At 71.6% G+C, this 22,990-nt stretch carries 24 protein-coding genes; 15 read left to right on the top strand and 9 right to left on the bottom strand.

Annotated features, from left to right (window positions below; translation table 11 throughout):
• Positions 1–3 precede the first annotated feature (3 nt).
• The gene (gene glgB, locus ACFQSB_RS06275) at positions 4–1,872 is read left to right on the top strand and encodes a 1,4-alpha-glucan branching enzyme (RefSeq protein ID WP_380824850.1); all 1,869 of its coding nucleotides are present in this window, start codon (positions 4–6) and stop codon (positions 1,870–1,872) included.
• Between the two features lie 101 nt (positions 1,873–1,973).
• Entirely contained in the window at positions 1,974–3,209 is a 1,236-nt protein-coding gene (locus ACFQSB_RS06280) for an IS701 family transposase (protein WP_380824852.1), read from the top strand.
• A gap of 164 nt (positions 3,210–3,373) precedes the next feature.
• Here the strand turns inward: ACFQSB_RS06280 and ACFQSB_RS06285 are convergent, their stop codons facing one another.
• A complete protein-coding gene (locus ACFQSB_RS06285; RefSeq protein WP_380824854.1) occupies positions 3,374–3,955 on the bottom strand; it encodes a TetR family transcriptional regulator C-terminal domain-containing protein in 582 nt (193 codons plus the stop codon).
• A 143-nt stretch (positions 3,956–4,098) separates the two neighbouring features.
• On the opposite strand from ACFQSB_RS06285, the gene ACFQSB_RS06290 reads away from it, so the two are divergent.
• The 3 genes from ACFQSB_RS06290 to ACFQSB_RS06300 all read left to right on the top strand — a co-directional run bounded on the left by ACFQSB_RS06290 (position 4,099) and on the right by ACFQSB_RS06300 (position 6,731).
• Positions 4,099–5,124, top strand: a complete 1,026-nt coding sequence (locus ACFQSB_RS06290) for an alcohol dehydrogenase catalytic domain-containing protein (RefSeq protein ID WP_380824855.1) — start codon at positions 4,099–4,101, stop codon at positions 5,122–5,124.
• Positions 5,125–5,328: 204 nt separating this feature from the next.
• Positions 5,329–5,841, top strand: a complete 513-nt coding sequence (locus ACFQSB_RS06295; protein WP_380824857.1) for a DinB family protein — start codon at positions 5,329–5,331, stop codon at positions 5,839–5,841.
• Between the two features lie 71 nt (positions 5,842–5,912).
• Complete coding sequence (locus ACFQSB_RS06300) at positions 5,913–6,731, top strand: MerR family transcriptional regulator (protein ID WP_354921928.1); 819 nt, start codon at positions 5,913–5,915, stop codon at positions 6,729–6,731.
• Positions 6,732–6,839: 108 nt separating this feature from the next.
• Here the strand turns inward: ACFQSB_RS06300 and ACFQSB_RS06305 are convergent, their stop codons facing one another.
• Positions 6,840–7,109, bottom strand: coding sequence for a type B 50S ribosomal protein L31 (locus ACFQSB_RS06305; protein ID WP_380824858.1), 270 nt, complete (start codon positions 7,107–7,109; stop codon positions 6,840–6,842).
• A gap of 251 nt (positions 7,110–7,360) precedes the next feature.
• Here ACFQSB_RS06305 and ACFQSB_RS06310 point away from each other — a divergent pair, with 251 nt between their 5' ends.
• Positions 7,361–7,798 carry an LLM class flavin-dependent oxidoreductase gene (locus ACFQSB_RS06310; RefSeq protein WP_380824860.1) on the top strand — a complete coding sequence of 146 codons (438 nt, stop codon included), beginning with the start codon at positions 7,361–7,363 and terminating at the stop codon, positions 7,796–7,798.
• Between the two features lie 251 nt (positions 7,799–8,049).
• On the opposite strand, the gene ACFQSB_RS06315 is transcribed toward ACFQSB_RS06310, so the two are convergent.
• Positions 8,050–8,727, bottom strand: coding sequence for an NADPH-dependent F420 reductase (locus ACFQSB_RS06315; protein ID WP_380824861.1), 678 nt, complete (start codon positions 8,725–8,727; stop codon positions 8,050–8,052).
• 179 nt (positions 8,728–8,906) lie between these two features.
• On the opposite strand from ACFQSB_RS06315, the gene ACFQSB_RS06320 reads away from it, so the two are divergent.
• Positions 8,907–9,191, top strand: coding sequence for a hypothetical protein (locus ACFQSB_RS06320; RefSeq protein WP_380824863.1), 285 nt, complete (start codon positions 8,907–8,909; stop codon positions 9,189–9,191).
• A gap of 173 nt (positions 9,192–9,364) precedes the next feature.
• Here the strand turns inward: ACFQSB_RS06320 and ACFQSB_RS06325 are convergent, their stop codons facing one another.
• Entirely contained in the window at positions 9,365–10,591 is a 1,227-nt protein-coding gene (locus ACFQSB_RS06325; RefSeq protein WP_380824864.1) for a family 16 glycosylhydrolase, read from the bottom strand.
• Between the two features lie 503 nt (positions 10,592–11,094).
• Between ACFQSB_RS06325 and ACFQSB_RS06330 the strand changes: the two genes are divergently transcribed.
• Together ACFQSB_RS06330 and ACFQSB_RS06335 are read left to right on the top strand one after the other, a co-directional pair.
• Positions 11,095–11,691, top strand: coding sequence for a dihydrofolate reductase family protein (locus ACFQSB_RS06330; RefSeq protein ID WP_380824866.1), 597 nt, complete (start codon positions 11,095–11,097; stop codon positions 11,689–11,691).
• Positions 11,692–11,832: 141 nt separating this feature from the next.
• The gene (locus ACFQSB_RS06335) at positions 11,833–12,585 is read left to right on the top strand and encodes an NAD(P)H-binding protein (protein WP_380824867.1); all 753 of its coding nucleotides are present in this window, start codon (positions 11,833–11,835) and stop codon (positions 12,583–12,585) included.
• A gap of 291 nt (positions 12,586–12,876) precedes the next feature.
• Here ACFQSB_RS06335 and ACFQSB_RS06340 read toward each other — a convergent pair whose 3' ends face one another.
• The gene (locus ACFQSB_RS06340) at positions 12,877–13,104 is read right to left on the bottom strand and encodes a hypothetical protein (protein WP_354838617.1); all 228 of its coding nucleotides are present in this window, start codon (positions 13,102–13,104) and stop codon (positions 12,877–12,879) included.
• A gap of 293 nt (positions 13,105–13,397) precedes the next feature.
• On the opposite strand from ACFQSB_RS06340, the gene ACFQSB_RS06345 reads away from it, so the two are divergent.
• The 3 genes from ACFQSB_RS06345 to ACFQSB_RS06355 are packed head-to-tail and all read left to right on the top strand — an operon-like array spanning position 13,398 to position 15,182.
• A complete protein-coding gene (locus ACFQSB_RS06345) occupies positions 13,398–14,303 on the top strand; it encodes an N-acyl homoserine lactonase family protein (protein ID WP_380824870.1) in 906 nt (301 codons plus the stop codon).
• The gene (locus ACFQSB_RS06350; protein ID WP_354838623.1) at positions 14,300–14,758 is read left to right on the top strand and encodes a MarR family winged helix-turn-helix transcriptional regulator; all 459 of its coding nucleotides are present in this window, start codon (positions 14,300–14,302) and stop codon (positions 14,756–14,758) included. The genes ACFQSB_RS06345 and ACFQSB_RS06350 overlap by 4 nt, the downstream gene beginning before the upstream one ends.
• 13 nt (positions 14,759–14,771) lie before the next feature.
• Complete coding sequence (locus tag ACFQSB_RS06355; protein ID WP_380824873.1) at positions 14,772–15,182, top strand: SRPBCC family protein; 411 nt, start codon at positions 14,772–14,774, stop codon at positions 15,180–15,182.
• Positions 15,183–15,356: 174 nt separating this feature from the next.
• On the opposite strand, the gene ACFQSB_RS06360 is transcribed toward ACFQSB_RS06355, so the two are convergent.
• The gene (locus ACFQSB_RS06360; protein ID WP_380824875.1) at positions 15,357–18,692 is read right to left on the bottom strand and encodes a S8 family serine peptidase; all 3,336 of its coding nucleotides are present in this window, start codon (positions 18,690–18,692) and stop codon (positions 15,357–15,359) included.
• 54 nt (positions 18,693–18,746) lie between these two features.
• Here ACFQSB_RS06360 and ACFQSB_RS06365 point away from each other — a divergent pair, with 54 nt between their 5' ends.
• Positions 18,747–19,895 carry a TrmB family transcriptional regulator gene (locus ACFQSB_RS06365; RefSeq protein WP_380824877.1) on the top strand — a complete coding sequence of 383 codons (1,149 nt, stop codon included), beginning with the start codon at positions 18,747–18,749 and terminating at the stop codon, positions 19,893–19,895.
• Between the two features lie 76 nt (positions 19,896–19,971).
• On the opposite strand, the gene ACFQSB_RS06370 is transcribed toward ACFQSB_RS06365, so the two are convergent.
• Complete coding sequence (locus ACFQSB_RS06370) at positions 19,972–20,541, bottom strand: TetR/AcrR family transcriptional regulator (RefSeq protein WP_380824878.1); 570 nt, start codon at positions 20,539–20,541, stop codon at positions 19,972–19,974.
• A gap of 74 nt (positions 20,542–20,615) precedes the next feature.
• Between ACFQSB_RS06370 and ACFQSB_RS06375 the strand changes: the two genes are divergently transcribed.
• The gene (locus ACFQSB_RS06375; RefSeq protein ID WP_354921969.1) at positions 20,616–21,113 is read left to right on the top strand and encodes an FBP domain-containing protein; all 498 of its coding nucleotides are present in this window, start codon (positions 20,616–20,618) and stop codon (positions 21,111–21,113) included.
• A gap of 37 nt (positions 21,114–21,150) precedes the next feature.
• Here ACFQSB_RS06375 and ACFQSB_RS06380 read toward each other — a convergent pair whose 3' ends face one another.
• On the bottom strand, positions 21,151–21,459 hold the full coding sequence (locus ACFQSB_RS06380; protein WP_354838641.1) for a muconolactone Delta-isomerase family protein: 309 nt from the start codon (positions 21,457–21,459) through the stop codon (positions 21,151–21,153).
• A 364-nt stretch (positions 21,460–21,823) separates the two neighbouring features.
• Here ACFQSB_RS06380 and ACFQSB_RS06385 point away from each other — a divergent pair, with 364 nt between their 5' ends.
• A complete protein-coding gene (locus ACFQSB_RS06385) occupies positions 21,824–22,456 on the top strand; it encodes a class I SAM-dependent methyltransferase (RefSeq protein ID WP_380824880.1) in 633 nt (210 codons plus the stop codon).
• 39 nt (positions 22,457–22,495) lie between these two features.
• Here the strand turns inward: ACFQSB_RS06385 and ACFQSB_RS06390 are convergent, their stop codons facing one another.
• A complete protein-coding gene (locus ACFQSB_RS06390) occupies positions 22,496–22,879 on the bottom strand; it encodes a hypothetical protein (protein ID WP_380824882.1) in 384 nt (127 codons plus the stop codon).
• Positions 22,880–22,990 lie beyond the last annotated feature (111 nt).

The raw sequence follows: 22,990 nt of genomic DNA on the forward strand, positions 1-22,990 counted from the left end.
ACCGTGAGCTTCATTGTCAGGCGTGACGGTTCCCCGCTCGGCGGCATTCACGTTCCATCCCGGCTGCTGGGCGAGTTCGACCTGCGACGCATCCGCCAGGGCCGTCACCAGCGCCTCTGGCAGGTGTTCGGCGCGCACACCACCGGTTCGGGCACGACCTTCTCTGTGTGGGCGCCGAGCGCCCGCGAGGTCCGGGTGGCCGGCGACCTCGACGGCAGGGAGGGCGGGTCCTCGCACCGCATGCTCCCGATCGGCTCCTCGGGCATCTGGGAGCTCTACCTGCCCGGCGTCGGCGACGGCTACCGGTACATGTACGACGTCCTGGGCGCCGACGGGCAGTGGCGGCGCAAGGCCGACCCGTTCGCCTCGGCCGCCGACCGCCCTCCGGGCACCGCGTCGGTCGTGTTCACCTCCGGGCACCGCTGGCGCGACGCCGCCTGGCTGGAGCGCCGGGCGCGGGCGGTGGCGCAGGAGGAGCCGATGAGCGTCTACGAGCTGCATCTCGGCTCCTGGCGGCCCGGCCTGACCTACCGCGAGCTGGCCGAGGCGCTGCCGCCGTACGTCGCGGGGCTCGGCTTCACGCACGTGGAGCTCATGCCGGTGGCCGAGCACACCTCCGACGAGCGGCTGCCCACCGCCCTGTACGCGCCGACCGCGAGATACGGCGACCCCGACGACTTCCGCCGCCTGGTGGACCGGCTCCACCAGGCGGGCGTCGGCGTCATCCTCGACTGGACGCCGCTGTGCCTCGCCGCCGACGAGGAGGGGCTCGCCCGCTTCGACGGCACGCCCCTGTACGAGGCGGTGGACGCCGGCGACGGCAGGCCGAGCGTCCCCGGCGGCGCCCGCGAGGCTCCCGCCGCGCACGCCTTCGACCACCGGAGCCCGTGGGTGCGCAACTTCCTGACGGCCAACGCGCTGCACTGGTGCTCGCAGTTCCACATCGACGGCCTGCGCACCTCCGGGTACCCGGGCGACCGCGACCCCGAGGCCGTCGCGCCGTTCTTCCGCGAGGTCAACTCCACGCTGCACTGGCTGAGCCCGGGGACGGTGGCGGTCGCCGAGGCGGCGGGCGCGGCCGAGGAGACCGCGCCGCTCACCGGGGTCGCCGGGCCGGGCTTCGACCTGCGGTGGAACACCGGCTGGACGCAGGACTGCCTCGGCTACCTGGCGAGGGACCCCGGTGACCGCAGGTACCACCACGGGGAGATCACCTTCCCCATGGTGTACGCCTACTCCGAGCGCCACATCCTGCCGGTCTCGCACGCGGCCGGGTCGCTGTCGTCCGCGCTGCCCGGCGACGCGCGGCGGCGGCGGGCGGGCCTGCGGGGCTTCCTGGCCTTCATGTGGGCCCATCCGGGCAAGAAGCTGCTGTTCATGGGCCAGGAGTTCGCGCACGAGGGGGAGTGGGAGCAGCCTCTCGGCCTGGGGTGGGAGGAGGCCGACGAGGGCGTGCGCACCCTGGTGCGCGACCTGAACGCCGCCTACCGCCGGCTGCCGGCGCTGTGGCGGCTGGACGCCTCTCCCGACGGGTTCGGCTGGATCGTCCCGGACGCGGCGAGCGACAACGTGCTGGCCTTCCTGCGCTATGACGACGACGGCATGCCGCTGGCGTGCGTGTGCAACTTCTCCGCGGTCGCCCGCGAGGGATACCGGGTCGGGCTGCCGTTTCCTGGCCGGTGGGCCGAGGTGATCAACACCGACGCCGCGCCGTACGGGGGGAGCGGGCTGGGCAACCTCGGGGCCGTGGAGGCGACGGCCTCCCCGTGGCACCGCTGCGAGGCGAGCGCCTCCATGGTCCTCCCGCCGCTGTCCACCGTGTGGCTGCGTCCGGACCCTCGTCCGGTTTCTGACAAAGTCAGCGCCCCCTAGCGCAAAAAAACCGCACGGCCGGTATTGTTTTCTTCGGCACCTCTTACGGGTGTTCGCCTTTGAACTCTGTGGGCGCGGGCCGCGGACATAGGGGGTCGCCCGTGAGCGTCAGTTCCTTCACCTCTGAACAGGAGAACGCGGCGTCGGAGTTCTTCGCACGGTTCTGCGGCATCGTGTTCTCCTCCCTCAAGCGTCGCGACCAGCGCAGATGGGCACGGCTGTACATCCGGGGGCTGCTGTCCATCGAGGGACGCAAGACCATGCGCGGCATCGCCTCCCTGGAGGCCGAGCCCGCCGTCGAGCAGAGCCTGCAGCAGTTCATCAGCCAGTCCCCGTGGGGCTGGATCTCCGTGCGGCGCGCCCTGGCCGGCTACCTCGAACAGGCCATCCGCCCGATCGCGCTGGTCGCCGAGCCGCTGGTGATCCCCAAGTCGGGGGACCACTCGGTCGGCGTCGAGCGCCGGTTCGTCCAGAAGCTCGGCCGCCTGGCCAACTGCCAGCAGGTCGTCGGGGTGTGGCTGGCCTCCGACCAGGCGGCCTTCCCCATCGACTGGCGTCTCATCCTGCCCGAGAGCTGGACCGACGACCCGGGCCGCCGGCGACGGGCGGGCATCCCCGACGAGGAGGTCAGCCTCACCGTCGAGGAGTGCGCCGCCGAGGTGGTCACGAGCATCGTCCACGGGTGGGGCCTCAAGCCGCGCCCGGTCGTGATGGACGCCAGGGAGATCGACCTCGGACGGCTGATCTACGAGCTGTCCGCGCGGCAGGTCCCCTTCGTGCTGCGGGTGAACGACTCGGTGCCGGTCAGTCCCTCGGACCCGCGCATCCCGATGGGCATGGGCCGCCGCATCGAGGCCGGCCGGCTGGTCGACGCGCTGCGCGACGTCAACCGCATCGTGGAGTCCCGCAGGCCCCCGTCCATGGGCGCCACCCCGGCGCCGCAGTCGGTGGTCGTGGCCGCGCGGGTGCACACCCCGTTCCACTCGGCGACGGCCCAGGACGAGCCGCCGGCCCTCACCCTGCTCGGCGCCTGCCTCGGCCCCGAGCGGCGCTCGGTCGCGGTGTGGCTGTCCAACATCACCACGCTGCCGCCCACGACGCTGCTGCGCCTGGCCGAGACGGCCGAGCGGGTGGCCTGGGACCGGGCGGGGGTGACCCACCGCCTCGGCCTGCGCGACTTCGAGGGCAGGTCGTTCCGCGGCTGGCACCACCACGTGACGCTGGTGTCGGCCGCGCACGCCTTCTGGATGCTCCTGTCGGGCGCCCGCGACCACCGCCTGTTCCCCCCCGGCCCGACCCCCGCCGTCCCCACCGCCCAAACCCCCCGCACCGCCTGACCCCCAGCCTCCCGAGCCATCCCCTCGGCCACGCGAACCAGATCGCGCCCCCCTCCGCCCGATATGTGGTGGAGATGACCGGCGCCGGGTCGGCGGGTCGTGGTACGGCGAGGCCGGCGCCGCCCTATGGCGCCTGGCCGGTGAACGTACGCGCACGGCGCGCACTAGTTGGGCGGTGTGAGCAGGGTGTCGAAGACGACGGTGAAGAACGAGGCGAAGGCGTCGGGGGAGCGGGTGGCGCGGGCGTCGATGAGGGTGCCTTCCCAGGCGTTGACGATGAGCCGGGCCGTCGCCGCGGGGTCCAGGCCGGTGCGGAGCGCGCCGGCGTGCGCGGCCTCGGCGAGGACACCCGCGACCAGGTCCGTCCACACGCGCAGGCTCTCACCGACGCTCGCGCGGATGGTCTCGCTGTGGTCGGTGATCTCGGTGCCGAAGTTGCCGAACATGCAGCCGCGCTTGTACCCCCAGCCGACGACGTCGTCGCGCAGGAACTCGAAGTGCTTCCTGAGCCGGGTCAGCGGCTCGACGGAGGTGTCGGCGAGGTCGCGCATGCGCCGGCTCTCGCCGTAGCGCTCCAGGGCGATGACGGCCAGCGCCTCCTTGCTGGCGAAGTGGTTGTAGAAGGATCCCTTGGGCACGCCGGCGCCGTCGGTGATGTCCTTCACTCCCGCCGCGTTGTACCCGCGGGCGTGGAACCGGTCGAGCGCGGCCTCGACGATCTCTTCGCGCATGCTCTGCCGTGCCACGGCCATCCCCGCCTTCGTCCACCAATATGGTCGGTCGTCTTATAGTAGTCGGACGGGACCGGTCGTTCGCCTCGGATGCGAGCGACCGGACTAAGACGACCGGTCATATTGTGATCGGCATCCCTATCGGAAGGAATCACGACATGTCCACCTACCGTGCGGTTCAGGTGTCCGGAGCAGGGACGGGCGACTGGGCCCTGGTCGAGCGCGAGCTGACCGATCCACTGCCGGGGCAGGTGCGCCTGCGGGTCGAGGCCTGCGGCATCTGCCACACCGACGCCCTCGCCGTCGGCGGCGTCATGCGGCCCGACCCCTCCGCCCCGATCGTGCCGGGCCACGAGGTCGTCGGCGTCATCGACGCCGTCGGCGCCGGGGTGACCAGGTGGCACGTCGGCGACCGGGTCGGCGTCGGCTTCCTGAACGGCCACTGCGGCGAGTGCGACTTCTGCCGCCGCGGCGACTTCGTCAACTGCGCCGACCAGCCCGTGACCGGGACCTCCGTGGACGGCGGGTACGCCGAGGTCGCCTACGCCAGGGCGAGCGGGCTCGTGCGCATCCCCGACGGGATGGCCCCCGCCGACGCAGCGCCGCTCCTGTGCGCCGGCCTCACCGTCTACCAGGGCCTGCGACAGGCCGGCGCAGGCCCCGGCGCGCTGGTGGCGGTCTTCGGCATCGGGGGCCTCGGGCACCTGGGCCTCCAGTACGCCGACAAGCTCGGTCACCGCACCGTCGCCATCGCCCGTGGCGCCGACAGGGCCGAACTGGCGGCGCGGCTGGGCGCCCGGCACTACATCGACGCCACCGCCGAGGACCCCGCCGAGGCGCTGCGCGGGCTGGGCGGCGCGGCGGCCATCATCGCGACCGTGCCCGACGGCCGTGCGATGTCGCCGCTGGTCGCCGGGCTGGCGCCGCACGGGCGGCTGGTCGTCCTCGGCGCTGGGATGGAGGCGATGTCCGTGCTGCCCGGCGACCTGCTCTTCGGCCAGCGGTCGATCGTCGGAAGCCTCGTCGGCACCCCGATCGAGAACGAGGACAACCTGGCCTTCGTCGGAGAGCACGGCATCGGTTCCATGAACGAGGTCATGCCGCTGTCGGAGACGCCCAAGGCATTCGAGCGCATGATGTCGGGAAAGGCGCGCTTCCGCGTCGTGCTGGACACGCGGGCGTAGGCACGCCCTGGACGCGCGGGCGTAGGCACGCCCTGGACGCGCGGGCGTAGGCACGCCGGCTCAGGCACGCCCTGGACGTGCGGGCGTAGGCACGCCGGCTCAGGCACGCCGGTGCGTGGCCTGCGCATCGCCGGCGGGGTCGCCCGCGAGCCCCTCCGAATATGCGATGCGGCCGTGGTGAGGCGTCAGGTAGCGTCGGCGGGCGTGACTCCTCCCCGCGTTCGCCCTCCGTTCGTCGCCGACGAGCGCACGCAACTCGTCGGCTGGCTCGACCTGCAGCGTGCCATCGTCCACTACAAGTGCGAAGGGCTGTCCGAGGCCGACGCCCACCGCCCGGTCCTGCCGTCCTCGCCGCTGATGACGGTGGCGGGCCTGGTGTCCCACCTGCGGTGGACCGAGCACTGCTGGTTCGAGGTGCTGTTCCTCGGCGGTCCCGCCGAGGGGCCGCAGATGGCCGGCGAGCAGGAGGACGCCGACATGATGGTCGAGGGGGTGCCCCTCGCGCGGCTGCTGGACGACTACGCCCGCCAGTGCGCGCGGTCCAACGAGATCATCGCCGCGCACTCCCTGGACGAGCCCGGCCGGCACCCCGACTTCACCTCGGCCGCCGCGAGCCTGCGCTGGATGGTCATCCACATGGTCGAGGAGACCGCCCGGCACGCCGGCCATCTGGACACCATCCGGGAGATCCTCGACGGCGAGACCGGCTACTACTGACCTTCGTCCGCACGTCCCGCCAGGCGTCCCGTTGACCCTGACACGGTGTGAGGCCATAGACCGGAGGGGTCATGTACACCATCGGAGACTTCGCCCGTCTCGGCAGGGTGTCGGTACGGATGCTTCGGCACTATGACGTGCTCGGACTGCTCCGGCCGGCGCGGGTCGACCAGGTCACCGGCTACCGCTACTACGAGGCGGGGCAGCTGTCGCGGCTCAACCGGCTGATCGCGCTCAAGGATCTCGGCCTCACCCTGCACGAGGTGGGGCGGATCCTGGCGGAGAAGGTCGGCACCGACGAACTGCACGGCATGCTGCGGCTGCGCCGCGCGCAGTTGGAGGCCCAGGTGGCCGACGACATGGCGCGGCTGGTCAGGGTCGAGGCGAGGCTCCGGATGATCGAAACGGAGGGCGTCATGCCCGCAGACATCGTGATCAAGAGCGTGCCCGCGGTCCGCGTCGCCGAGCTGAGCGCCACGGCCGACGGCTTCGAGTCCGACAAGATCGGCTCGGTGGTCCAGCCGCTGTACCGCGACCTGTGCGACCGGGTGGAGGCGGCCGGGCTGGTCTTCACCGGTCCGGCGATCGCCTACTACGAGCCGGTGCCCGAGGGGGTGCGCGTGCACGCCGGAGTCCAGGTGAACCTCCAGCCGGGCGGGACCTACGACTTCGACGTCGTCGACCTGCCGGCGCTCGAGCGGGCGGCCACCCTGATCCACGAGGGCGGCATGGAGAGCGTCGACGTCTCCTACCAGCAGCTCGCCCGGTGGATCGAGGACAGCGGCCACCGCGGCTCCGGCGTCGCGCGCGAGGTGTACCTCAACTACGGCGAGGGCGACCCGGCCGGCTGGGTGACCGAGCTCCAGGAGGCCGTGACCCGCGCCGAGTAGCCACCGCCCCCTCGCGCCGTACCCCCTCGGACGTCCGCGAGGGGGTACGGCGGCGGTGAGCGGTGGTCTCCGCGTGGCGGCGCGTGGGGCCGGGGCCCGCGCCGGTCCTCACGCGGCGGGCCGCCCGGCCCTGGAGGACCTGCCGTAGCGCTGGTTGAAGCGCTCGACGCGGCCGGCGGTGTCCAGGATGCGGCCGCGGCCGGTGTAGAAGGGGTGGCTGGCGGAGGAGACGTCGACGTCGACCACCGGGTAGGTGGCGCCGTCCTCCCACGTGATGGTCTTGTCGCTCGCCGCGGTGGACCGGGTGAGGAACGAGTGGTTCGCGCTCGGGTCGCGGAACACGACGGGGCGGTAAACGGGGTGGATGCCCTTCTTCACGGGGTCATCGCTCCTCTCGGCGCAGGTCGTGCTCGCGCACGACCGGCTCGTACTTGGTCGGGGTGAGGGGTCTTCGCCCTCACGGGTATGAAAACCATTGCCAATACCCCGATATTCCCGCCCATCCGACCGGCTCGCCCGAGCGGGACCGCGTCCACGGTGCCCACGGTGCCGCCGTGGCCGCGCGCCGGAATGCCCGGAGCCGGCCCATGGTTCGGCCCTACTGCTCACGCAGCGGAGGAAGGCAAGGGATGTCCGAACAACTTGAGTTCGCCGTCGACACGTTCGGGGACGTGACCGCCGACGCGGACGGGAACCGGCTGCCGTACGCGCAGGTGATCCGCAACCTCGTCGAGGAGGCCGTGCTCGCCGACGGCGTCGGGATCGACGCGATCGGCATCGGGGAGCACCATCGCGACGACTTCGCCGTCTCGGCGCCCGAGATCGTGCTGGCGACGATCGCCGGCCGGACCGAGCGCATCCGCCTCGGCACCGCGGTGACCGTGCTCAGCTCAGACGATCCGGTGCGGGTGTTCGAGAGGTTCGCCACCCTTGACGCGGTGTCCCGGGGCCGAGCCGAGCGGCGAGGAGGTCGTGCCCCGGGTGCGCGCGCTCCTGTCCGACACCCCCGCCGCCACGCCCGCCGGGTGACACCTTCGTCGACCTGCACGACGGGCGCACCGAGGTGATCACCCACCAGACCAACGTGCCGGCCGCCCACCTCGACGCCGCGGCGCGGGCCGGGTTCGCCACCAGCCTCGACCGGTGCGACGCCTACCTGGCCGGGCGCTGCCGAACGCGGAGTACCGCACCCTCCCCGGTCAGACCCACGATGTCGCGCCAGAGGCGCTCACGCCGGTGCTGACGGCGTTCTTCGGCGGGTGATCCCACGCGGTCGGCATCTGGCGGCGCCTGTCGGCGCCTGGCGGCGCGGCGCCGGTCAGCGCCGGGCGGCGGCCACGGCCTCGCGCAGGGTGGCCGCGGTGACCCTCACGCCAGGACCGCTGAAGTCGTGGCTCTCCCCGGCGTAGGGCACGCCGTAGGCGGGGGTGCCGGGCTGCAGGCGCCAGCTCTCGGCCAGCGTCCCCGCGTCCAGGGTGTCGTACCCGATGCGGTCGAGGAACGCGGCGACCTCGTCCTTGGCCGCCTGGTCGTCGCCCGCGATCGCCAGGGCGCTGCGGTCGGCCGCGCCGGCGGGCCGGGCGAGCTCGCCCAGGTGCCGGAAGCTGATGTTGTTGAACGTCTTGACCACCCGTGACGCGGGCAGATGCCGCTGCAGCAGCTCGCTGGAGGTGGCCGACGCGTCGTCCAACTCGGGGATGTTCCCGTCCCGCTGGGGATAGTAGTTGTCGGTGTCCATGACGGTCTTGCCGGCGAGCGGCTCGACCGGGACGTCCAGATAGGCCCGCAGCGGGATGCTGACCACCACCAGGTCGCCGGCCGCCGCCGCCTCGGCGGGGGTCGCCGCCCTGGCCTTCGGTCCCAGTTCGGCGACCAGGTCCTTCAACGTCTCCGGCCCCCGCGAGTTGCTCAGCACCACGTCGTAGCCGGCCGCCACCGAAAGCCGGGCGACCGTGCCGCCGATGTATCCGCTGCCGATGAATCCGATAGTCGTCATGTGCGACTCCAACCCGCGCTCCCCACCGGGCATTCCTCGCCGCCATGCCGTGACGCGGAGGATCCCTGGGGCCGCTCGCGCCAGTGGCGCGAGCTGAGCTCATATTCGGGTGCTGCGCGGAGTCCGGCGTATGGGACAGTTGGCCGCAATGATCCTCACGCGGATTCTGGAGCGTAGCCATGGCGGCGGAGTTCGAGCTCGGCGATCACATCCTGGTGCTGGACGGCCGCGTCCTGGAGATCTTCCACAGGGACGCGTCCGAGAGCATGCGCTACCACGTGGCGTTCGTCGGCGTGGACGCCCAGCCGAAGGGCGAGGGGTTCAAGGTCCGGCTCGGCGCCCGGCGGCATGACGACACGATCCTCGGCGGACTGAGCCTGAAGATGGACCGGGAGCAGTTCCAGCGTTTCGGCGCCTTCATGGCCTTGGCCATCGCGGCCCGCGACCAGGTGGACGCCCCCTGAGCGATCCGGCGCGGCCGCGTCGCGGCACGCCGGTGTCCGGGCGCGACAAGGGGGTGCCGACCGGACCGAGGCGGACGGCGCCCCAGACGCCGGGCGCGTGAACGGCGCGGCAAAGGCCGGCAGCGGGGTGCTGCCGGCCTTTCCGTGCTCGGTCCGCGTTCTGGCCGGGAGGGTCAGGCGCGGGTCCACTTCTGGTTGGAGGCGCCGGTGCAGTCCCACAGCTGGAGCAGCGCGCCGTTGGCGGTGTTGCGGTCGACGACGTCCACGCATCTGCCGGAGGCCGGGTTGACCAGGTCGCCGGCCGAGTTGAGCGTGAAGCGCTGGGCGGCGGTGCCGTTGCAGGTGTAGAGCTGAATGCGGGTGCCGTTGGCGGTCCCGGCCGCCGCCGCGTCCATGCACTTGCCCATCGCGCGCATCGTGCCGTCGCCGTTGGCCGACCACTGCTGGGCGGCGGTGCCGTTGCAGTCGTAGGTCTGCAGCGCGGCGGCGTCGACCGGGTTGGCGCCGGGGATGTCGATGCATCGGCCGCTCAGGCCGGACTTCAGCGCGGTGCCGGTCCCGGGGTTGTCGTTGGTCCACGCGGAGACGCGGACGTAGTCGACCAGCATCGTCTGCGGGAAGCTGCTGCTGCCGTCGGGGTTGCCCGGCCAGTAGCCGCCCACCGCCACGTTGAGGATCATGAAGAAGGGGTGGTCGTAGACCCACCGGTTGCCGTTGAGGTTGGCCGGGGTGACGCGGAAGTACTCCGAGCCGTCGAGGTACCAGACGATCAGGTTGGGCGACCAGTCGACGCGGTAGTTGTGGAAGGCGTCGCCGAGCGGGGCGCCGATCGTGCGGCCGCCTCCGATGCCGCCGCTGCCGGAGTAGCCGGGGCCGTGCACGGTGCCGTGGACGGTGTTCGGCTCCTTGCCGATGTTCTCCATGATGTCGATCTCGCCGGTGTTCGGCCAGTCGCCGCCGCCGAGCATCCAGAAAGCCGGCCAGATGCCCTGGCCCTTGGGAATCTTGATGCTGGCCTCGAAGCGGCCGTACGCCTGACTGAACTTGTCGGCGGTCAGGATGCGGCCCGAGGTGTACTGGCAGGTGCCGTAATGGCACTGCAGGTTGGACGGGTTCTCCTTGCGGGCGGTGATGGCGAGGTGGCCCTGCCCGTCCTGGTACACGTTGCGGGTGGAGTTGGTGTAGTACTCCAGCTCGTTGTTGCCCCAGCCGCCGCCGCCGGTGTCGAACTTCCACTTGGAGCCGTCGATGGACGACCCCGAGGCGCCGTTGAACTCGTCGGACCAGGTGACAGGGCCGATGGCGGCTTCGGCCCTCCCGCTGCCCGTGACGGTGACCAGGCCGCTGGTCAGGGTGACCAGCACGGCTGCGGCCATGAGGAGAAGCCGGGGTTTGCGCATGGAGACCTCCGGTCGTGTGGTCCTTGCCAGGCACGGACTTCCGGTCGCGCGGGGGCACGGCGCGGGGGAGCGCGATGGGGCTCCCCGGTCTTGCCGGAAGTTCTTTTAGACCTTGAATCAAGAGGATGTAACACCGCTGTCACAACCCTTGTCAATAGGAAAGTTTATTTCTGGTTTATGATCGCGCCACCGTCCGGCCCGCCCGCCGGACGGCTCCCCGCGCACTGCCTGAACCGCCGCGTACCCCCTCAGCCGTGCGCCACACCGACAAATTAGACTTCCTTGACAAGAATATTTGTCGCGCGTAGCGTGCGGGCCATGTGGGACAGCACCGTGAACGAGAGACCGGCCGCAGCCGAGGTCGGCCGCGATCCCGTCATGGTCCGGCCGTCGGCCAGGGGAGAAGAGCTCGGCGCGGCGGCCATGCCGCCCGCCGCGGCCGGCCCGTCCCGGCACGAGACCGACCACCACCTCGGCACCGTACCCACGAAGGAGCGAGTCCCATGCGCATCGTGATCATCGAGTTCATGAGCCTGGACGGCGTCGTGCAGGCGCCGGGCGGCCCCGAGGAGGACACCGACGGCGGTTTCGCCCACGGTGGCTGGTCGCACCCGTTCTTCGACAACGACGTGGTGGGCGGCACCTTCGACGAGACCCTGAGCAGGGCCGAGGCCCTGCTGTACGGGCGGCGGACGTGGCAGTCGATGGCCGCCGCCTGGCCCGAGCGGGCCGGTGACCCCTTCGCCGACCGGATGAACGCCATCCCCAAGTACGTTGTGTCGGAGACGCTGGGCGACGACAAGCTGACCTGGGACAACACCACGCGCATTCCCGGCGGCGAGGCCGTCGCCCGCATCCGCGAGCTGCGCGGCACCGACGGCGGCGACCTGCTGGTCATGGGGAGCCCCACGCTCGCGCGCACGCTCATGCACGAGGGCCTGGTCGACGAGCTCCGCTTGGTGATCATGCCGGTGCTCCTCGGCGGCGGCAAGACGATCTTCCCGGACGACGGTGGCAAGCGCACGCTGGAGCTGGTCACGACGACCACCAGCCGCACCGGCGTCCAGGTGTGCACCTACCGCGCGCTCGCCGAGGCATAGCCCCGCGCTCGCCCCCCGGCCGACGACACGAAGGGCCCATCCCGCGGCCGGTGTGCCGCGGGCCGGCGGGGCGGGAAAAGCAGTGGCATCGTGACACGGGCGGGGAGTTCACTTGGGGCCACTGTTCCCAGAAGGAGTCCCATGATCGCCGTTTCGGCCGCCTCCGGTGCGCTCGGCCGCCTCGTCATCGACCATCTGCGGCCACGGTCGGAGGTGACGGCGGTGGTGCGCGACCCTGGCAGGGCTCCCGAAGGCGTCCCGGTGCGGCGCGGCGACTACGACGACCCGGCGAGCCTGCGCGAGGCGTTCAAGGGAGTCACGCGCCTGCTCCTGATCTCCTCCCCGGAACTGGACCCCGCCCGCAGGATCAGGCAGCACCTGGCCGCCGTGGCCGCCGCCGAGGAGGCGGGCGTCGACGCCGTCGCCTTCACCAGCTTCCTCGGGGCGGGCACCGTCGCCACCGGCATGACCGAGGCCTACCATGCCACCGAGCAGGCCATACGCGCGAGCGGGCTGGCGTACACGATCTTGCGACACCCCTTCTACAGCGATGCCTTCGTCCCGCGCGTCACCAACGGGGAGATCACCGGCAGCACCGGTGGGCGCGGCCTGAACACGGCCTTCCGGTCCGACCTCGCGCAGGCGGCGGCGAACGTCCTGACCGGCGAGGGACATCTGGGCCGGGCCTACGACTTCACCGGTCCTGTGTGGAGTCATCCCGAGGTGGCCGAGGCGGCCGGAGTGCCCTACCGCGAGGTGCCCGACGCCGGGCAGGGCCCGATGAGCTGGATCAACGCCCAGGTGCGGGCGGGCGCGCTGGAACTGCAGACCGCCGACCTCGAACGGGTGCTCGGGCGGCCCGCCGAGACGGTCCTGTCCCGCGTCCTGTCCTGACGGCGACCGCGCGGTTCGGCCTGCCGCGGCCCGCCGTCTCCAGGAGACCGGCCGCAGGACCGCGAGCAGGACGATGGCGATATGAGCGCAGCGGCAGATGAGCACATGAGCGCATGAGTAGATGCGCAGCACTGCGGGCATGACGGCGGGCATCGTGCCGACGGCATGCTGACGCCTGCTCGCGGCCCCGTGCCGCTACGACCGGGGCCGAGGAAGGCAGGACCGGGCCGGGACCGCCGGCGTGGACGCATCCGAATCGTGATGCTTCCCCGCCTGCGGCGGCCTCAGGACTCAGAGTTTGTACAGCTTGTTGAAGGGTGTGGTGATTCGTTCCTGCCGCGATCCGAAATCGACGATCACGGCGACCTCGTCTTCCACACCGATGACGACGCCAAGACCATAGCGATCATGGGTCACCCGGTCGTTCACGCTGAACCGCTCGACCGGTGGCGTGGGAGGCGGGGGCTTGAAGGGACTGGTGGGCAGGTGGCGACGGGGCACGCCGCTAGCTTGGTTCATCCCCTCCAGTATGTGCCGCCTGGGGGAACGCTCGCGACCGAAGAGCCACAAGTACCCCAAACGATCAAGATCTGGACGGCGGCCAGGGGCCGGTTCGCGGGCCGGAACGACAGCGCCACGATCGTCGCCGACCGGGGGTGGCGTCCGTGATCACGATCTGACATCGGCCGGTCCGCCCCCCGCCGGCGCGGCATCGCGCCGCTTCCGACGTGCGTCCCCCGGTCCGTTCGCGTCTCCGCCCGCGGGCCGCGGAAATAGTTGATACGACATACATGTCGTGTAATGTAACTTTCGTGAGAAGCGAGACGAAGGACAGGGTCAGCCCCGTCAGGCAGGTTTCCGTGGTCTCCACCGGAACGGTGTCCATCCACCCCGAGCATGTCGGGCCCACCCGCAAGCCGCTGTACTGGTGGCTGTTCACCTCGCGCCGGTGGACCGCCCCCCGGCCGATCAACGTCTATGTGATCGAGCACGAGAACGGGCTGGTGCTGTTCGACACCGGTCAGGACCGCGCGTCGGTGACCGACCCGGGCTACTTCCCCGGCGGCGTCACCGGAGCGGTGTTCGACAAGCTGGCCCGCTTCGAGATCCGCCCCGAGGAGACCCTTACGGCGCGGCTGGCCGCCATCGGCTACGACATCGCCGACGTGCGCGTCGCCGTGCTCTCCCACCTGCATCAGGACCACATCGGAGGGTTGCCCGAACTGGCGGGCGCCGAGATCGTGATCAGCCGCGAGGAATGGCGCAGCCTCGGCCGGCCCCTACCGGGACCGCGCGGGTTGCTCCGCTCCCACATCGATCTTCCCGGGTTGCGCTGGCGTCAGGTCGATCTCGGTCCCATCGACGATCCGGAGACCGCGCCCTTCACGACCGGCCACGACCTGTTCGGCGACGGCGGCCTGGTCGTGCTGCCCACCCCGGGTCACACCCCCGGCTCGCTGTCGCTGCTGGTCCGGGTCCCCGGGCAGCCGCCGCTGCTCATGGTCGGCGATCTCACCTACGACGATCACCTGCTGCACGAAGGGCAGGTGCCGGGCGTGGGAAGCAGGCGGCACCTGAACGAGAGCACCAGGGCGATCAACCTGCTGCGTGAACGGCACCCGGACCTGGTCGTCCTTCCCGCCCACGATCCGGGGGCGGCGGCGCGGCTGGCCCCGGTGACCAGGGCTCTGGCGGACCGGCGGGGGAGCGCCGAGTGAGACCCGCGGAAGAGCTCCGCTATCTCATCCTGGCCGCCCAGCGAGAGGGCAACCGGCTGCTCAGCCAGGCCCTGCGGCCGCTCGGCGTCACCCCCTCCCAGGCCGAGGTGATCCGCATTCTGCAGGACCGCCGGCAGCTCACCCTCAACGGCCTGGGCGAACTGCTGGTCTGCGAGAGCGGCAACAGCCCCAGCCGTCTGGTCGACCGGCTCATCTCCGCGGGCCTCGTCCACCGTCAGGTGTCGGCGCAGGACCGCCGCCACATCGAGTTGTCGCTCACCGAGGACGGGCTGCGCCTCGCCCGCCAGATCATCGAGATCGAACAGGCTCTCTACCGGTCCATCGACGCCGCGGCCGAAGGCCACGACCTCGGCCAGCTCACTCATTTCCTGCGGGCCTTCGTCGCCGGCCGGCCCTCCGGCCAGGCTCTGGCCCGTCGCATCGACACTCAATGAAGGGGGCCCGGCGATGACCGTCCAAGAGGAGACCCGGCTCGTGCGCGCGCCGCTGTCCCGTGTCCGCGAAATACTGCTCGACCCGCGGGCCCTGCCCGACTGGAATCCGGCCTTCCTCACCCTCGGCGGGCCCGGCCACGCCGCCGTCGGGGTGTCCTATCCCATAACCGTGCGCGGCGGTCTCAGCGGGAACTGGGAGTACACGGCCATCGAGGACGAGCGCATCGACACCGCCTGGCACCTGCCCGGATTCCACGAGAACGGCACGTGGCTGCTGCGGCCGCGAGCAGAGGGCGGCACCGCGGTGACCCACGGGTTCCAGCACCAGGGGCCCCTCGCGCGCGCTCTGAGCAGGGCGTATCGCGGTGTCGCCGAGCTACGGCTCGACCGCCTCTCCCAGCGGGCCGAACACCCGGGCCGCTGAACACCCGGGCCGCTGACGACCTCGGTGCCGGGGCCACGCGGACCTCCGGCCGGGGGGAGACGGCATGTCTCCACCCGGCCGGAGATTCTCCTGGTGATGGGCGTCCACCTCGGCGCGTGGCCGGCCTGGTGATCGGCTACCTACCTCCAGGCGGCACGGCGAGGCGTCCGGGGGTCACTTGATCTCGTAGGCCCGCACGACGGTCTCGCTGAAGGCGTTGCCGCCGGTGTCGGCGGCCTTGACCCGCAGGGAGGCGAACCCGCCCCGCGCTCCGGACGGAGTCCAGGTCTCGGCCGACCAGCCGTCCTTGCCCGAGGGGTGCACCAGCGTCGGCAGCCAGGTGCGGCCGTCGTCGTAGGAGACCTCCACGGTCAGCGTGCTGACCTTCAGGTCGGCCGAGCCGGCCTGGCGCTGTACGTGCAGCGGGATGCGCGTGTGCCCCACGGCCGCGCGGTTGCGCTCGTCCAGCTCGGGGTTGATCTTGACGGCCAGCAGCGGCAGCAGATCCCGTTCGCCCGCCTCGGGCGTCTTGGACCTGAACCGCCACTCGGCGCTGACCCGCGTGGACACCTTGGTCATGGCCGGGTCGCGGTCGGCGGTCATCGTGAGGCGGTAGTCGGCCTTCTTCCCGTCGGCGGGCAGCTCGACGTTCCCGGGCAGGTAGTCGGAGGCGAAGATCTCCTTGCCGTCGCGGTAGAGCTTGGCCCGCGGGGCGATGTAGCTGCCGTAGGAGTGGCGTTCGGGCACGCCGTCCTCGAACAGCGCGGCGGAGACCTGCAGCAGGTCGCCCTCGCGCCAGGAGTAGTCCCCGTCGGGGTTCAGGGAGGCCCCGAAGACGCCGGTGTTCCAGCGGTCGGTGGTCTTCTGGCCGGCGCGGTAGACGGTGGTCCGGCCGAAGAAGAACTGGTCGAGGTTGTCCCAGCCGTCGTCGGCCGGCTTGTACTGGACGAAGGAGGGGTACCAGCCGGTGTCGCCGGGCGTGTAGTACTCGGTCCGGCGGAACGGGAGCGGGAACCGGGAGACCTCGCCGTACGGCATCCAGGCCAGCGTGGTCCCGTACACCGCGGGCAGGGCGAAGTGCTCGCCGAACTTGCCGTCCCGCTGGGCGGCGTAGGTGGAGGTGACCTCCGCGAGGTCGCGGCGGCGCGGGCGGTAGCCGGGATCGGCGGGGATGCGCGGCTCGGCCTTCATCAGGTGGTAGAAGTACGGGCTGTCGTCGTAGCTCCCGTCGCCCTTCGGCCTGGCCCACTGGGTCCAGCGGTAGTAGGCGAACTTCTTGCTCGCCGTGCGCGTGGTGGGGATGGCCTTGACGCCTTCGACGTGGTCGGCTCCCCACAGGCCGCCGAGGTCGACGTCCACGCCGAAGGGCTGCAGGCCGTCGACGAGCTGGAGCATGCCGAGCATGCCGATCGCCAGCCGTGCCGTCGGCTCGTCGGTGCGCACGTCCACCGGCTTGGATCTGCGGGCGTCGGAGGCGAACGTGCGGTCGCCGTCGAGGGTGAACTCCGGGTCCGCGGCCATCACCACGGCGCCGTCCTGGTCGGCCATGAGGGTGACGACCGTGTACCGGTGCCCCTTCTCCAGCCGCAGGTCCAGCGCGCCGGTGGAGACGTCGTAGTTGCGCTGCTCCTTGGCGTCGAGGTCGATGACGCCGGCCAGGGCGATGCCGGCGGGCTCGCCGTCGGAGCCGGTGAAGGTGAGCTTGAGCCCGCGCTTCTCCGGTTCGACCTGCATGCCGATGCCGGTGCGCACCGAGGTCCCGGCGCCGGTGGCGATGACCGTGCCGCTGAACATGCCGGTCGCGCCCGGTTCGGCGCTCACCTGGACCTGCGCGGTGCCGTGCGCGGGGACGTTCACGGAGGTGGGGCCGAGCTCGAACGGCGTGACCGCCTTGCCGTGGCCGTCCTTGGCCGTCACGGCGAGGTCGAGCCGGACGTCGGCGTCGCCGTCGTTGCGGTAGGTGAGCGCGCGCCGGACGGGGCCGGCGTGGGGAAGCTCGATCAGGCCCATGCTCAGGGAGGCGGGCTCGGTGGTGATCCGCTGGTCCACGGCGCGGGCGACGTCCACCCGGCCGGAGCCCTGGACGTAGGCGCCGAGCTCGTCGCCGGGAGCGGTGGAGGCCATCAGCGCGGCCTTGATCTGGTCGGCCTTCCAGTCCGGGTGCATGCCGGCGACGATCGCCGCCGCTCCCGTGACGTGCGGGGTGGCCATGGACGTGCCGCTCATCTCGGCGTACGACTCGTTGTCGACCGGGGCGCCGGTGTAGGTGTCCGCGGCCCGGGCGGCGACGATGCCGACGCCGGGCGCGATCAGGTCGGGCTTGACGGCGGCGTCGCCGGGCCGGGGGCCGGTGCTGCTGAACTGTGCGACGGTGTCGTCGTCGCGGAAGGAGGCGCCGACCGACAGCGCGCGGTCGGCGCTGCTGGGCGAGCCGAGCGTCTGGGGGCCGTCGTTGCCGGCCGCGATGACGAACAGCGTGCCGTACTTCTCCGACAGCGCGTTGACGGCCTGCTCCGCCGGGTCCAGCCCGGGAGCGTCGGGTTCGCCCAGGCTGAGGTTGACGACGCGGGCGCCCTTCTCGGCCGCCCAGGTCATGCCCTCGATGATGCCCGAGTCCGGGCAGTCGCCGGTCTGGTCGCAGACCTTGCCGATCAGCAGCTTCGCGCCCGGGGCGACGCCCTTGTACCTGCCGCCCGAGGCGGCGCCGGAACCGGCGATCGTGGAGGCGACGTGGGTGCCGTGGCCGTGCAGGTCGCGGACGTCGGGCTCGGCGGTGAAGTTCCCGGTCCCGGCGACCAGGCCCGAGAGGTCGGCGTGGCCGGGGTCGTAGCCGGTGTCCAGCACCGCGACGGTGACGTCCTTGCCGGTGTGGCCGGCCGCCCATGCCTGGGGCGCGCCGATGTGCGGGACGCTGACGTCCAGGGACACCTTGGCCTTGCCGTCCAGCCAGATCTTCTCCGGCGCCGCCGCCGTCCTGGCCTGGGCGGTCAGGGACTTCCACAACGCGCCGGCGGCGGCGTGCGGTTCGCTCTGCGCCATGCCGTTGATGGCCGGGAGCGGGCGCCCGCCCGCGACGCGCAGCGCGGCGGCGTCACCGGCGTAGGTCACGATGAGCGGCAGGGCCTGGCTGGCGGCGTCGTCGTAGCCGAACTCGGCGAGCCGGGTGACGTTGAACAGCCGGGGGTCCAGCCGGCCGGCGGCCAGCAGGGGCATCGCGTCCATGGGGACGACGCTGAGCCCGTCCTGGCTCCGGCGCCGGGTGAAGGTGATCTTCTCCCTGCCGGGGCCCGGCTTGACGCTGAGCTGCTCCTGCTTGTCGGGCAGGGTGCGCAGCGTGATCTTGTCGCCGGTGAGGAGGGTGATCGTCTTGGGCGGGCCGGCCTTGGCGGCGGCCTGCGTCTTGGGGGAGGCGGCGGGGGCGGGCGTCGGGGTGGGGGCGGCCTGGGCCGGCGCCGCGGCCGTCACCAGGGCCGTTATCACAACGCCGAGAAAGGCGGTTCTTTGAAGCACGACCCGATTTCTAACTGTTTGAGAATTTTGGTGACAAGGTGATCCTCTGGCCTATTGCGGCAGCCGCCGGAACTGGCCAAGATCGGACGCGTGCTCGATGACGGCCCGGCGCTGGAGGTTGTGGGGATCAGCGCGTTCGATGAGCGGATCTACCACGGCGTGCTCGCCTCGCCCGGCATCACGGTGCAGGAGCTGGTCATGCGCAGCGGCGAGAGCTCCAGCCGCATCCAGTCCTCGCTGCGGAGGCTGCGCGCCAAGGGCATGGTCAGCCGCCTGTGGGGGCGATCGCCCCGCTGGACGGCGACCAATCCCGGAACGGCGATCCGCTCGCTGGTGCGCGGCCTGCAGAGCGAGCTGGACCGGCTCACCGACACGGCCGACACGCTGGAGGCCGCCTTCCGCACCGTCGGCCAGGACCCGGCCGAAGGCGGCCAGTTCGAGGTCCTCGCCGGTCCCGAGGAGACCGCCCGGTGGTACGTCCGGCTGCAGCAGGAGGCCAAGCAGGAGGTGCTGACCTTCGACCGGCCGCCCTACGTGCTGGACTACCGCAACACCCTGGAGGGCGAGCGCCTGCGCGCCGGCGTCCGCTACCGGGCCGTCTACGCGCGGGAGGCGTTCCTGCACGCCGGAGCGCTCGACGAGCTGGACGAGCAGCTCAGGGCGGGCGAGGACGCGCGCATTCTGCCCGAGCTGCCGTTCAAGATGGTGCTCGTCGACCGCCGGGCGGCGATCATGCCGTTGCACCTGGACCCGCCGCTGAGCCGCAGCGTGCTGATCAGGGGGTCCACCATGGTCGTGGCCCTGGTCGAGCTGTTCGAGCGCGTGTGGCGCGAGGCGGTCCCGGTGTACCCGCGGCCCGCGGCCCACGACCGCGCCGCCGAATCGCCCGGCGGCCCCGAATCGCGCGGCGGCCCCGAATCGCCTGGCGGCCCCGAGTCGACCGGCGGCCCCGAATCGCCCGGCGCTCGCGAGCCGGCCCGCGCCACCGGCCCGGAAGAGGGACTGGAGGGGGAGGAGCTCGGCCTCGCGGACCGCCGGCTGCTGGCGCTGCTGTCGGCGGGACTCAAGGACGACGCCATCGCCCGCCAGCTCGGCACCAGCCCGCGCAGCCTCCGCCGCCGTCTGCGCCACCTGTTCGACGAGCTGGACGCCGAGACCCGCTTCCAGGCCGGCGCCCAGGCCGGCCGCCGCGGCCTGGTCTGACCTCCCCGGCGACGGCGTCCCTCGGGGACGCCGGCCGCGGGGAACCCGGAGCCGCGGACGATGGGCCCGGCGGTCGTCAGGCGGGGGGCCAGTTCCTGAGGACGGCGTCGAGGGCGTCGAGCGTCCTTGCCCACGAGGCGTCCGCCGCGCGCGGAGTGTGGCGGAACCCGCCGGCCGTCTCCAGGCTCACGTACCCGTGGAAGGTGCTGTGCAGCATGCGCACCGCGTCCGTCTGGTCGGGTTCCGGCAGGTCGTACCCGCGCAGGATCGCCCGGGTCATGTCCGAGTGCCGGCCCGCGGCGCTGGTGACGGCGGTCTCCCAGTCGAGCTCGATCTGGGCGGCGGCGTACCGTCCGGGATGCTCTTTGGCGTAGCTCCGGTAGGCGTTGGCGAAGGCCACCAGCGCCTCCTTGCCCGCGCGGCCGGCCAGCGCGCGTGCGGCCCTTTCCGCGAGCTCGCCGAGGGCCAGCAACGCCACCCTGACCCGTAGGTCCTGGGCGTCCTTGACGTGCGCGTACAGGGCCGCGGGCTTGACGCCGAACCCGCGCGCGAGCGCCGAGACGGTCACGTTGTGGAAGCCGATCTCGTCGGCCAGGTCCGCCGCCGCGCGTGTCAGGCGTTCCGCGGTCACTCCCGCGCGTGCCATGCGCCACCCTTCTCGCTTACTTACAGCCTTTAAGCATTTGCCTACCTCTACAAGGAAAGCTAGCCTCACCTCTCATGAGACCGGTAACCGAGGACGACATCCGTGCGTCGTTCGTCAACTGCTCCAAGGGAGAGGCCAAGCGCGCCAACCTTCCCAAGGATCTCGCGGACCTGCCCTGGGAAGACCTCGACTTCCTGGGATGGCGGGATCCGGGCGCGCCCGAGCGCGCCTACGTGGTCGCCGAACGCGACGGCGGACTCGTAGGAATCGCGCTGCGGGTGACCTCCGGCGGGCTCCGCAACTTCACCCAGCGCAGCATGTGCTCGCTGTGCCTCACCACGCAGACCGGCGGCGGCGTCGGGCTGATGACCGCGCGCCGGACCGGCGAGGCGGGGCGCCAGGGCAACTCGGTGGGGCAGTACCTGTGCGGCGACCTGGCCTGCTCCCTCTACACGCGGGGCAAGAAGCAGACCGCGGGGAGCGGGGTCATCGAGGAGTCCCTGACCGTGGAGGAGAAGGTCGCCCGCACGCGGGCCAACCTGCACTCCTTCCTGGACAAGGTGGTCGCGTGACGGCGGCCGGAGACGCGTCCGCACGGCCCGCCGAAGCTCACACCCGGTAGCCCTTCTTCACGTCCTCGACGAAGCCGAGGTAGTCCCGCAGGGGCCAGACCTGCTCGTACTCGAGGTACTCCCGCATCGGGAGCCGCCCGAGGGCGGTCCGGTCCAGCTCCTCGGCGTCGGGAGAGTCGACGATCGCGATCAGCCGTTTCTGCGCGGCGACCTTCCAGATGCCCACGCAGAACCCGGACTCGATCGACTTCAGGACGTGTTCGGCCTCGTCGACCTCGATGTCCCACAGTTCGTCGAGGTGGATCCTGCCTTCGTGGTTCCACTTCATCTGGACGTAGAAGAGCATGGAGTCTCCTGTCACTCGGGAGCACGACGGTGGCCCCGGTGCCGGGCCGGTCGGCCGCGCGGCGAGACGCCCGCGCCGAGCCGTGGAACCTTCCTTCCGCCAGTCTTGCCGCGGCCCCGGCCGGGGCACAAAGCTTCGCCCCACATCAGTCCCGATTACGTTATGTCCGGATATGTCTCACTGTGCGACGCGTCCACCGGTTACCACGCCACCAGACCTCGGGTTCGAGCCCTCTGGTTTGGGGCCCTATGTGACCGGAAGAAGCCGTTCGCCGTGCCACGACCGCTCGAGCGGTGCCCGCCGGCGCACGGGCCCCGGGCTCGGTAGGTAGGGTCGGGGCACCGGGAGAAGGGCTGGTGACGCGGTGGCCGACTCCGATGGGCGGGCCCTGAAGTTGCGCACGTACTGGGACACCCAGGCCGTGACCTACGACCGGCGGATGGCCTTCGCCGAGCGGCGTCTGTTCGGCGACACCCGCGAGTGGCTCTGCCGGCAGGCGTCCGGAGAGGTGCTGGAGGTCGCGGTCGGCACCGGCCTCAACCTCGGCCACTATCCGCGCGACGTGCGGCTCACCGGCGTGGAGTGGAGCGAGGAGATGCTCGCGGAGGCCCGGCGCCGCGCCAAGTCGCTGGGCGTGCCGGTCGACCTGCGGCAGGCCGACGCGCAGGCGCTGCCCTTCCCCGACGCGCGCTTCGACACCGTGGTCTGCACCTTCTCGCTGTGCGCGATCCCCGACGAGTCGCGTGCGCTCGCCGAGATGCACCGCGTGCTGCGGCCGGGCGGCCTGTTGCTGCTGGCCGACCACGTCGCCTCGTCGTCCTGGCCGGTCAGGGTGCTGCAGGCGGCGGCCGACCTGGTGAGCGTCCCGGCGCAGGGCGAGCACTTCCGCCGCCGGCCGCTCCCACTGGTCCGCGCCATGGGCCTGACCGTCGAACGACACGACCGCTTCAAACTCGGCGTCATCGAACGCCTCGCCGCCCGCAAGCCTTCCGGGTGAATGACGCCGGACGAACCGGCGTGACCCCGAGCCGGCCGTTCAGCGGTGATCAGGTCGTTCGAACGTCTCGAACCGCAGATCCGCCCGCTGCGTGAACTCCAGGTACCGCTTGGCCTTGTCCACGCAGTCAGGGCAGATCGGTTCCGTGACCGACCTGGCCGTCGCCTCCGGCGTCGGCTCGCGAAAGCTCCCCAGAACCGTCATACCGGGAGGAAGCCCGGTATCAGGGTCGATCATCATCGTCATGACCCTCGCGGGGTGAAAACCGAAGGTGCGCTTGCACGCGTAGCACCTGCCGATCGTCGAGAGCCCCTCGTCCGCCATATGCCCTCCCTTCCCAGCACCGTACATGCCTGAGATGCCGGTCTTCCTGTGGATCAGCACACCCGCTGGACGGCCCTGGACCTGGGTGAGCAAACGCATGCTTGACGATCAGCGTGATCCGCGATCTCTTAGGTGGAACGGCCGGGTCTGACGGAGATCTTGACGCCGTCGGCACGGCATGTTGTGATGCGAATGCCCGTCATTTCATGC

The sequence above is a fragment of the Sphaerisporangium rhizosphaerae genome (assembly GCF_042665155.1).
GTDB classification, from domain to species: Bacteria; Actinomycetota; Actinomycetes; order Streptosporangiales; family Streptosporangiaceae; genus Sphaerisporangium; species Sphaerisporangium rhizosphaerae.

Bases quoted from the DNA above. Each gene is read 5' to 3' on its own strand.
- ACFQSB_RS06290 (WP_380824855.1), top strand. From the start codon at position 4,099: ATGTCCACCTACCGTGCGGTTCAGGTGTCCGGAGCAGGGACGGGCGAC.
- ACFQSB_RS06300 (WP_354921928.1), top strand. From the start codon at position 5,913: ATGTACACCATCGGAGACTTCGCCCGTCTCGGCAGGGTGTCGGTACGG.
- ACFQSB_RS06310 (WP_380824860.1), top strand. From the start codon at position 7,361: ATGTCCGAACAACTTGAGTTCGCCGTCGACACGTTCGGGGACGTGACC.
- ACFQSB_RS06315 (WP_380824861.1), bottom strand. From the start codon at position 8,727: ATGACGACTATCGGATTCATCGGCAGCGGATACATCGGCGGCACGGTC.
- ACFQSB_RS06320 (WP_380824863.1), top strand. From the start codon at position 8,907: ATGGCGGCGGAGTTCGAGCTCGGCGATCACATCCTGGTGCTGGACGGC.
- ACFQSB_RS06325 (WP_380824864.1), bottom strand. From the start codon at position 10,591: ATGCGCAAACCCCGGCTTCTCCTCATGGCCGCAGCCGTGCTGGTCACC.
- ACFQSB_RS06330 (WP_380824866.1), top strand. From the start codon at position 11,095: ATGCGCATCGTGATCATCGAGTTCATGAGCCTGGACGGCGTCGTGCAG.
- ACFQSB_RS06335 (WP_380824867.1), top strand. From the start codon at position 11,833: ATGATCGCCGTTTCGGCCGCCTCCGGTGCGCTCGGCCGCCTCGTCATC.
- ACFQSB_RS06340 (WP_354838617.1), bottom strand. From the start codon at position 13,104: ATGAACCAAGCTAGCGGCGTGCCCCGTCGCCACCTGCCCACCAGTCCC.
- ACFQSB_RS06355 (WP_380824873.1), top strand. From the start codon at position 14,772: ATGACCGTCCAAGAGGAGACCCGGCTCGTGCGCGCGCCGCTGTCCCGT.
- ACFQSB_RS06370 (WP_380824878.1), bottom strand. From the start codon at position 20,541: ATGGCACGCGCGGGAGTGACCGCGGAACGCCTGACACGCGCGGCGGCG.
- ACFQSB_RS06375 (WP_354921969.1), top strand. From the start codon at position 20,616: ATGAGACCGGTAACCGAGGACGACATCCGTGCGTCGTTCGTCAACTGC.
- ACFQSB_RS06380 (WP_354838641.1), bottom strand. From the start codon at position 21,459: ATGCTCTTCTACGTCCAGATGAAGTGGAACCACGAAGGCAGGATCCAC.
- ACFQSB_RS06390 (WP_380824882.1), bottom strand. From the start codon at position 22,879: ATGCGTTTGCTCACCCAGGTCCAGGGCCGTCCAGCGGGTGTGCTGATC.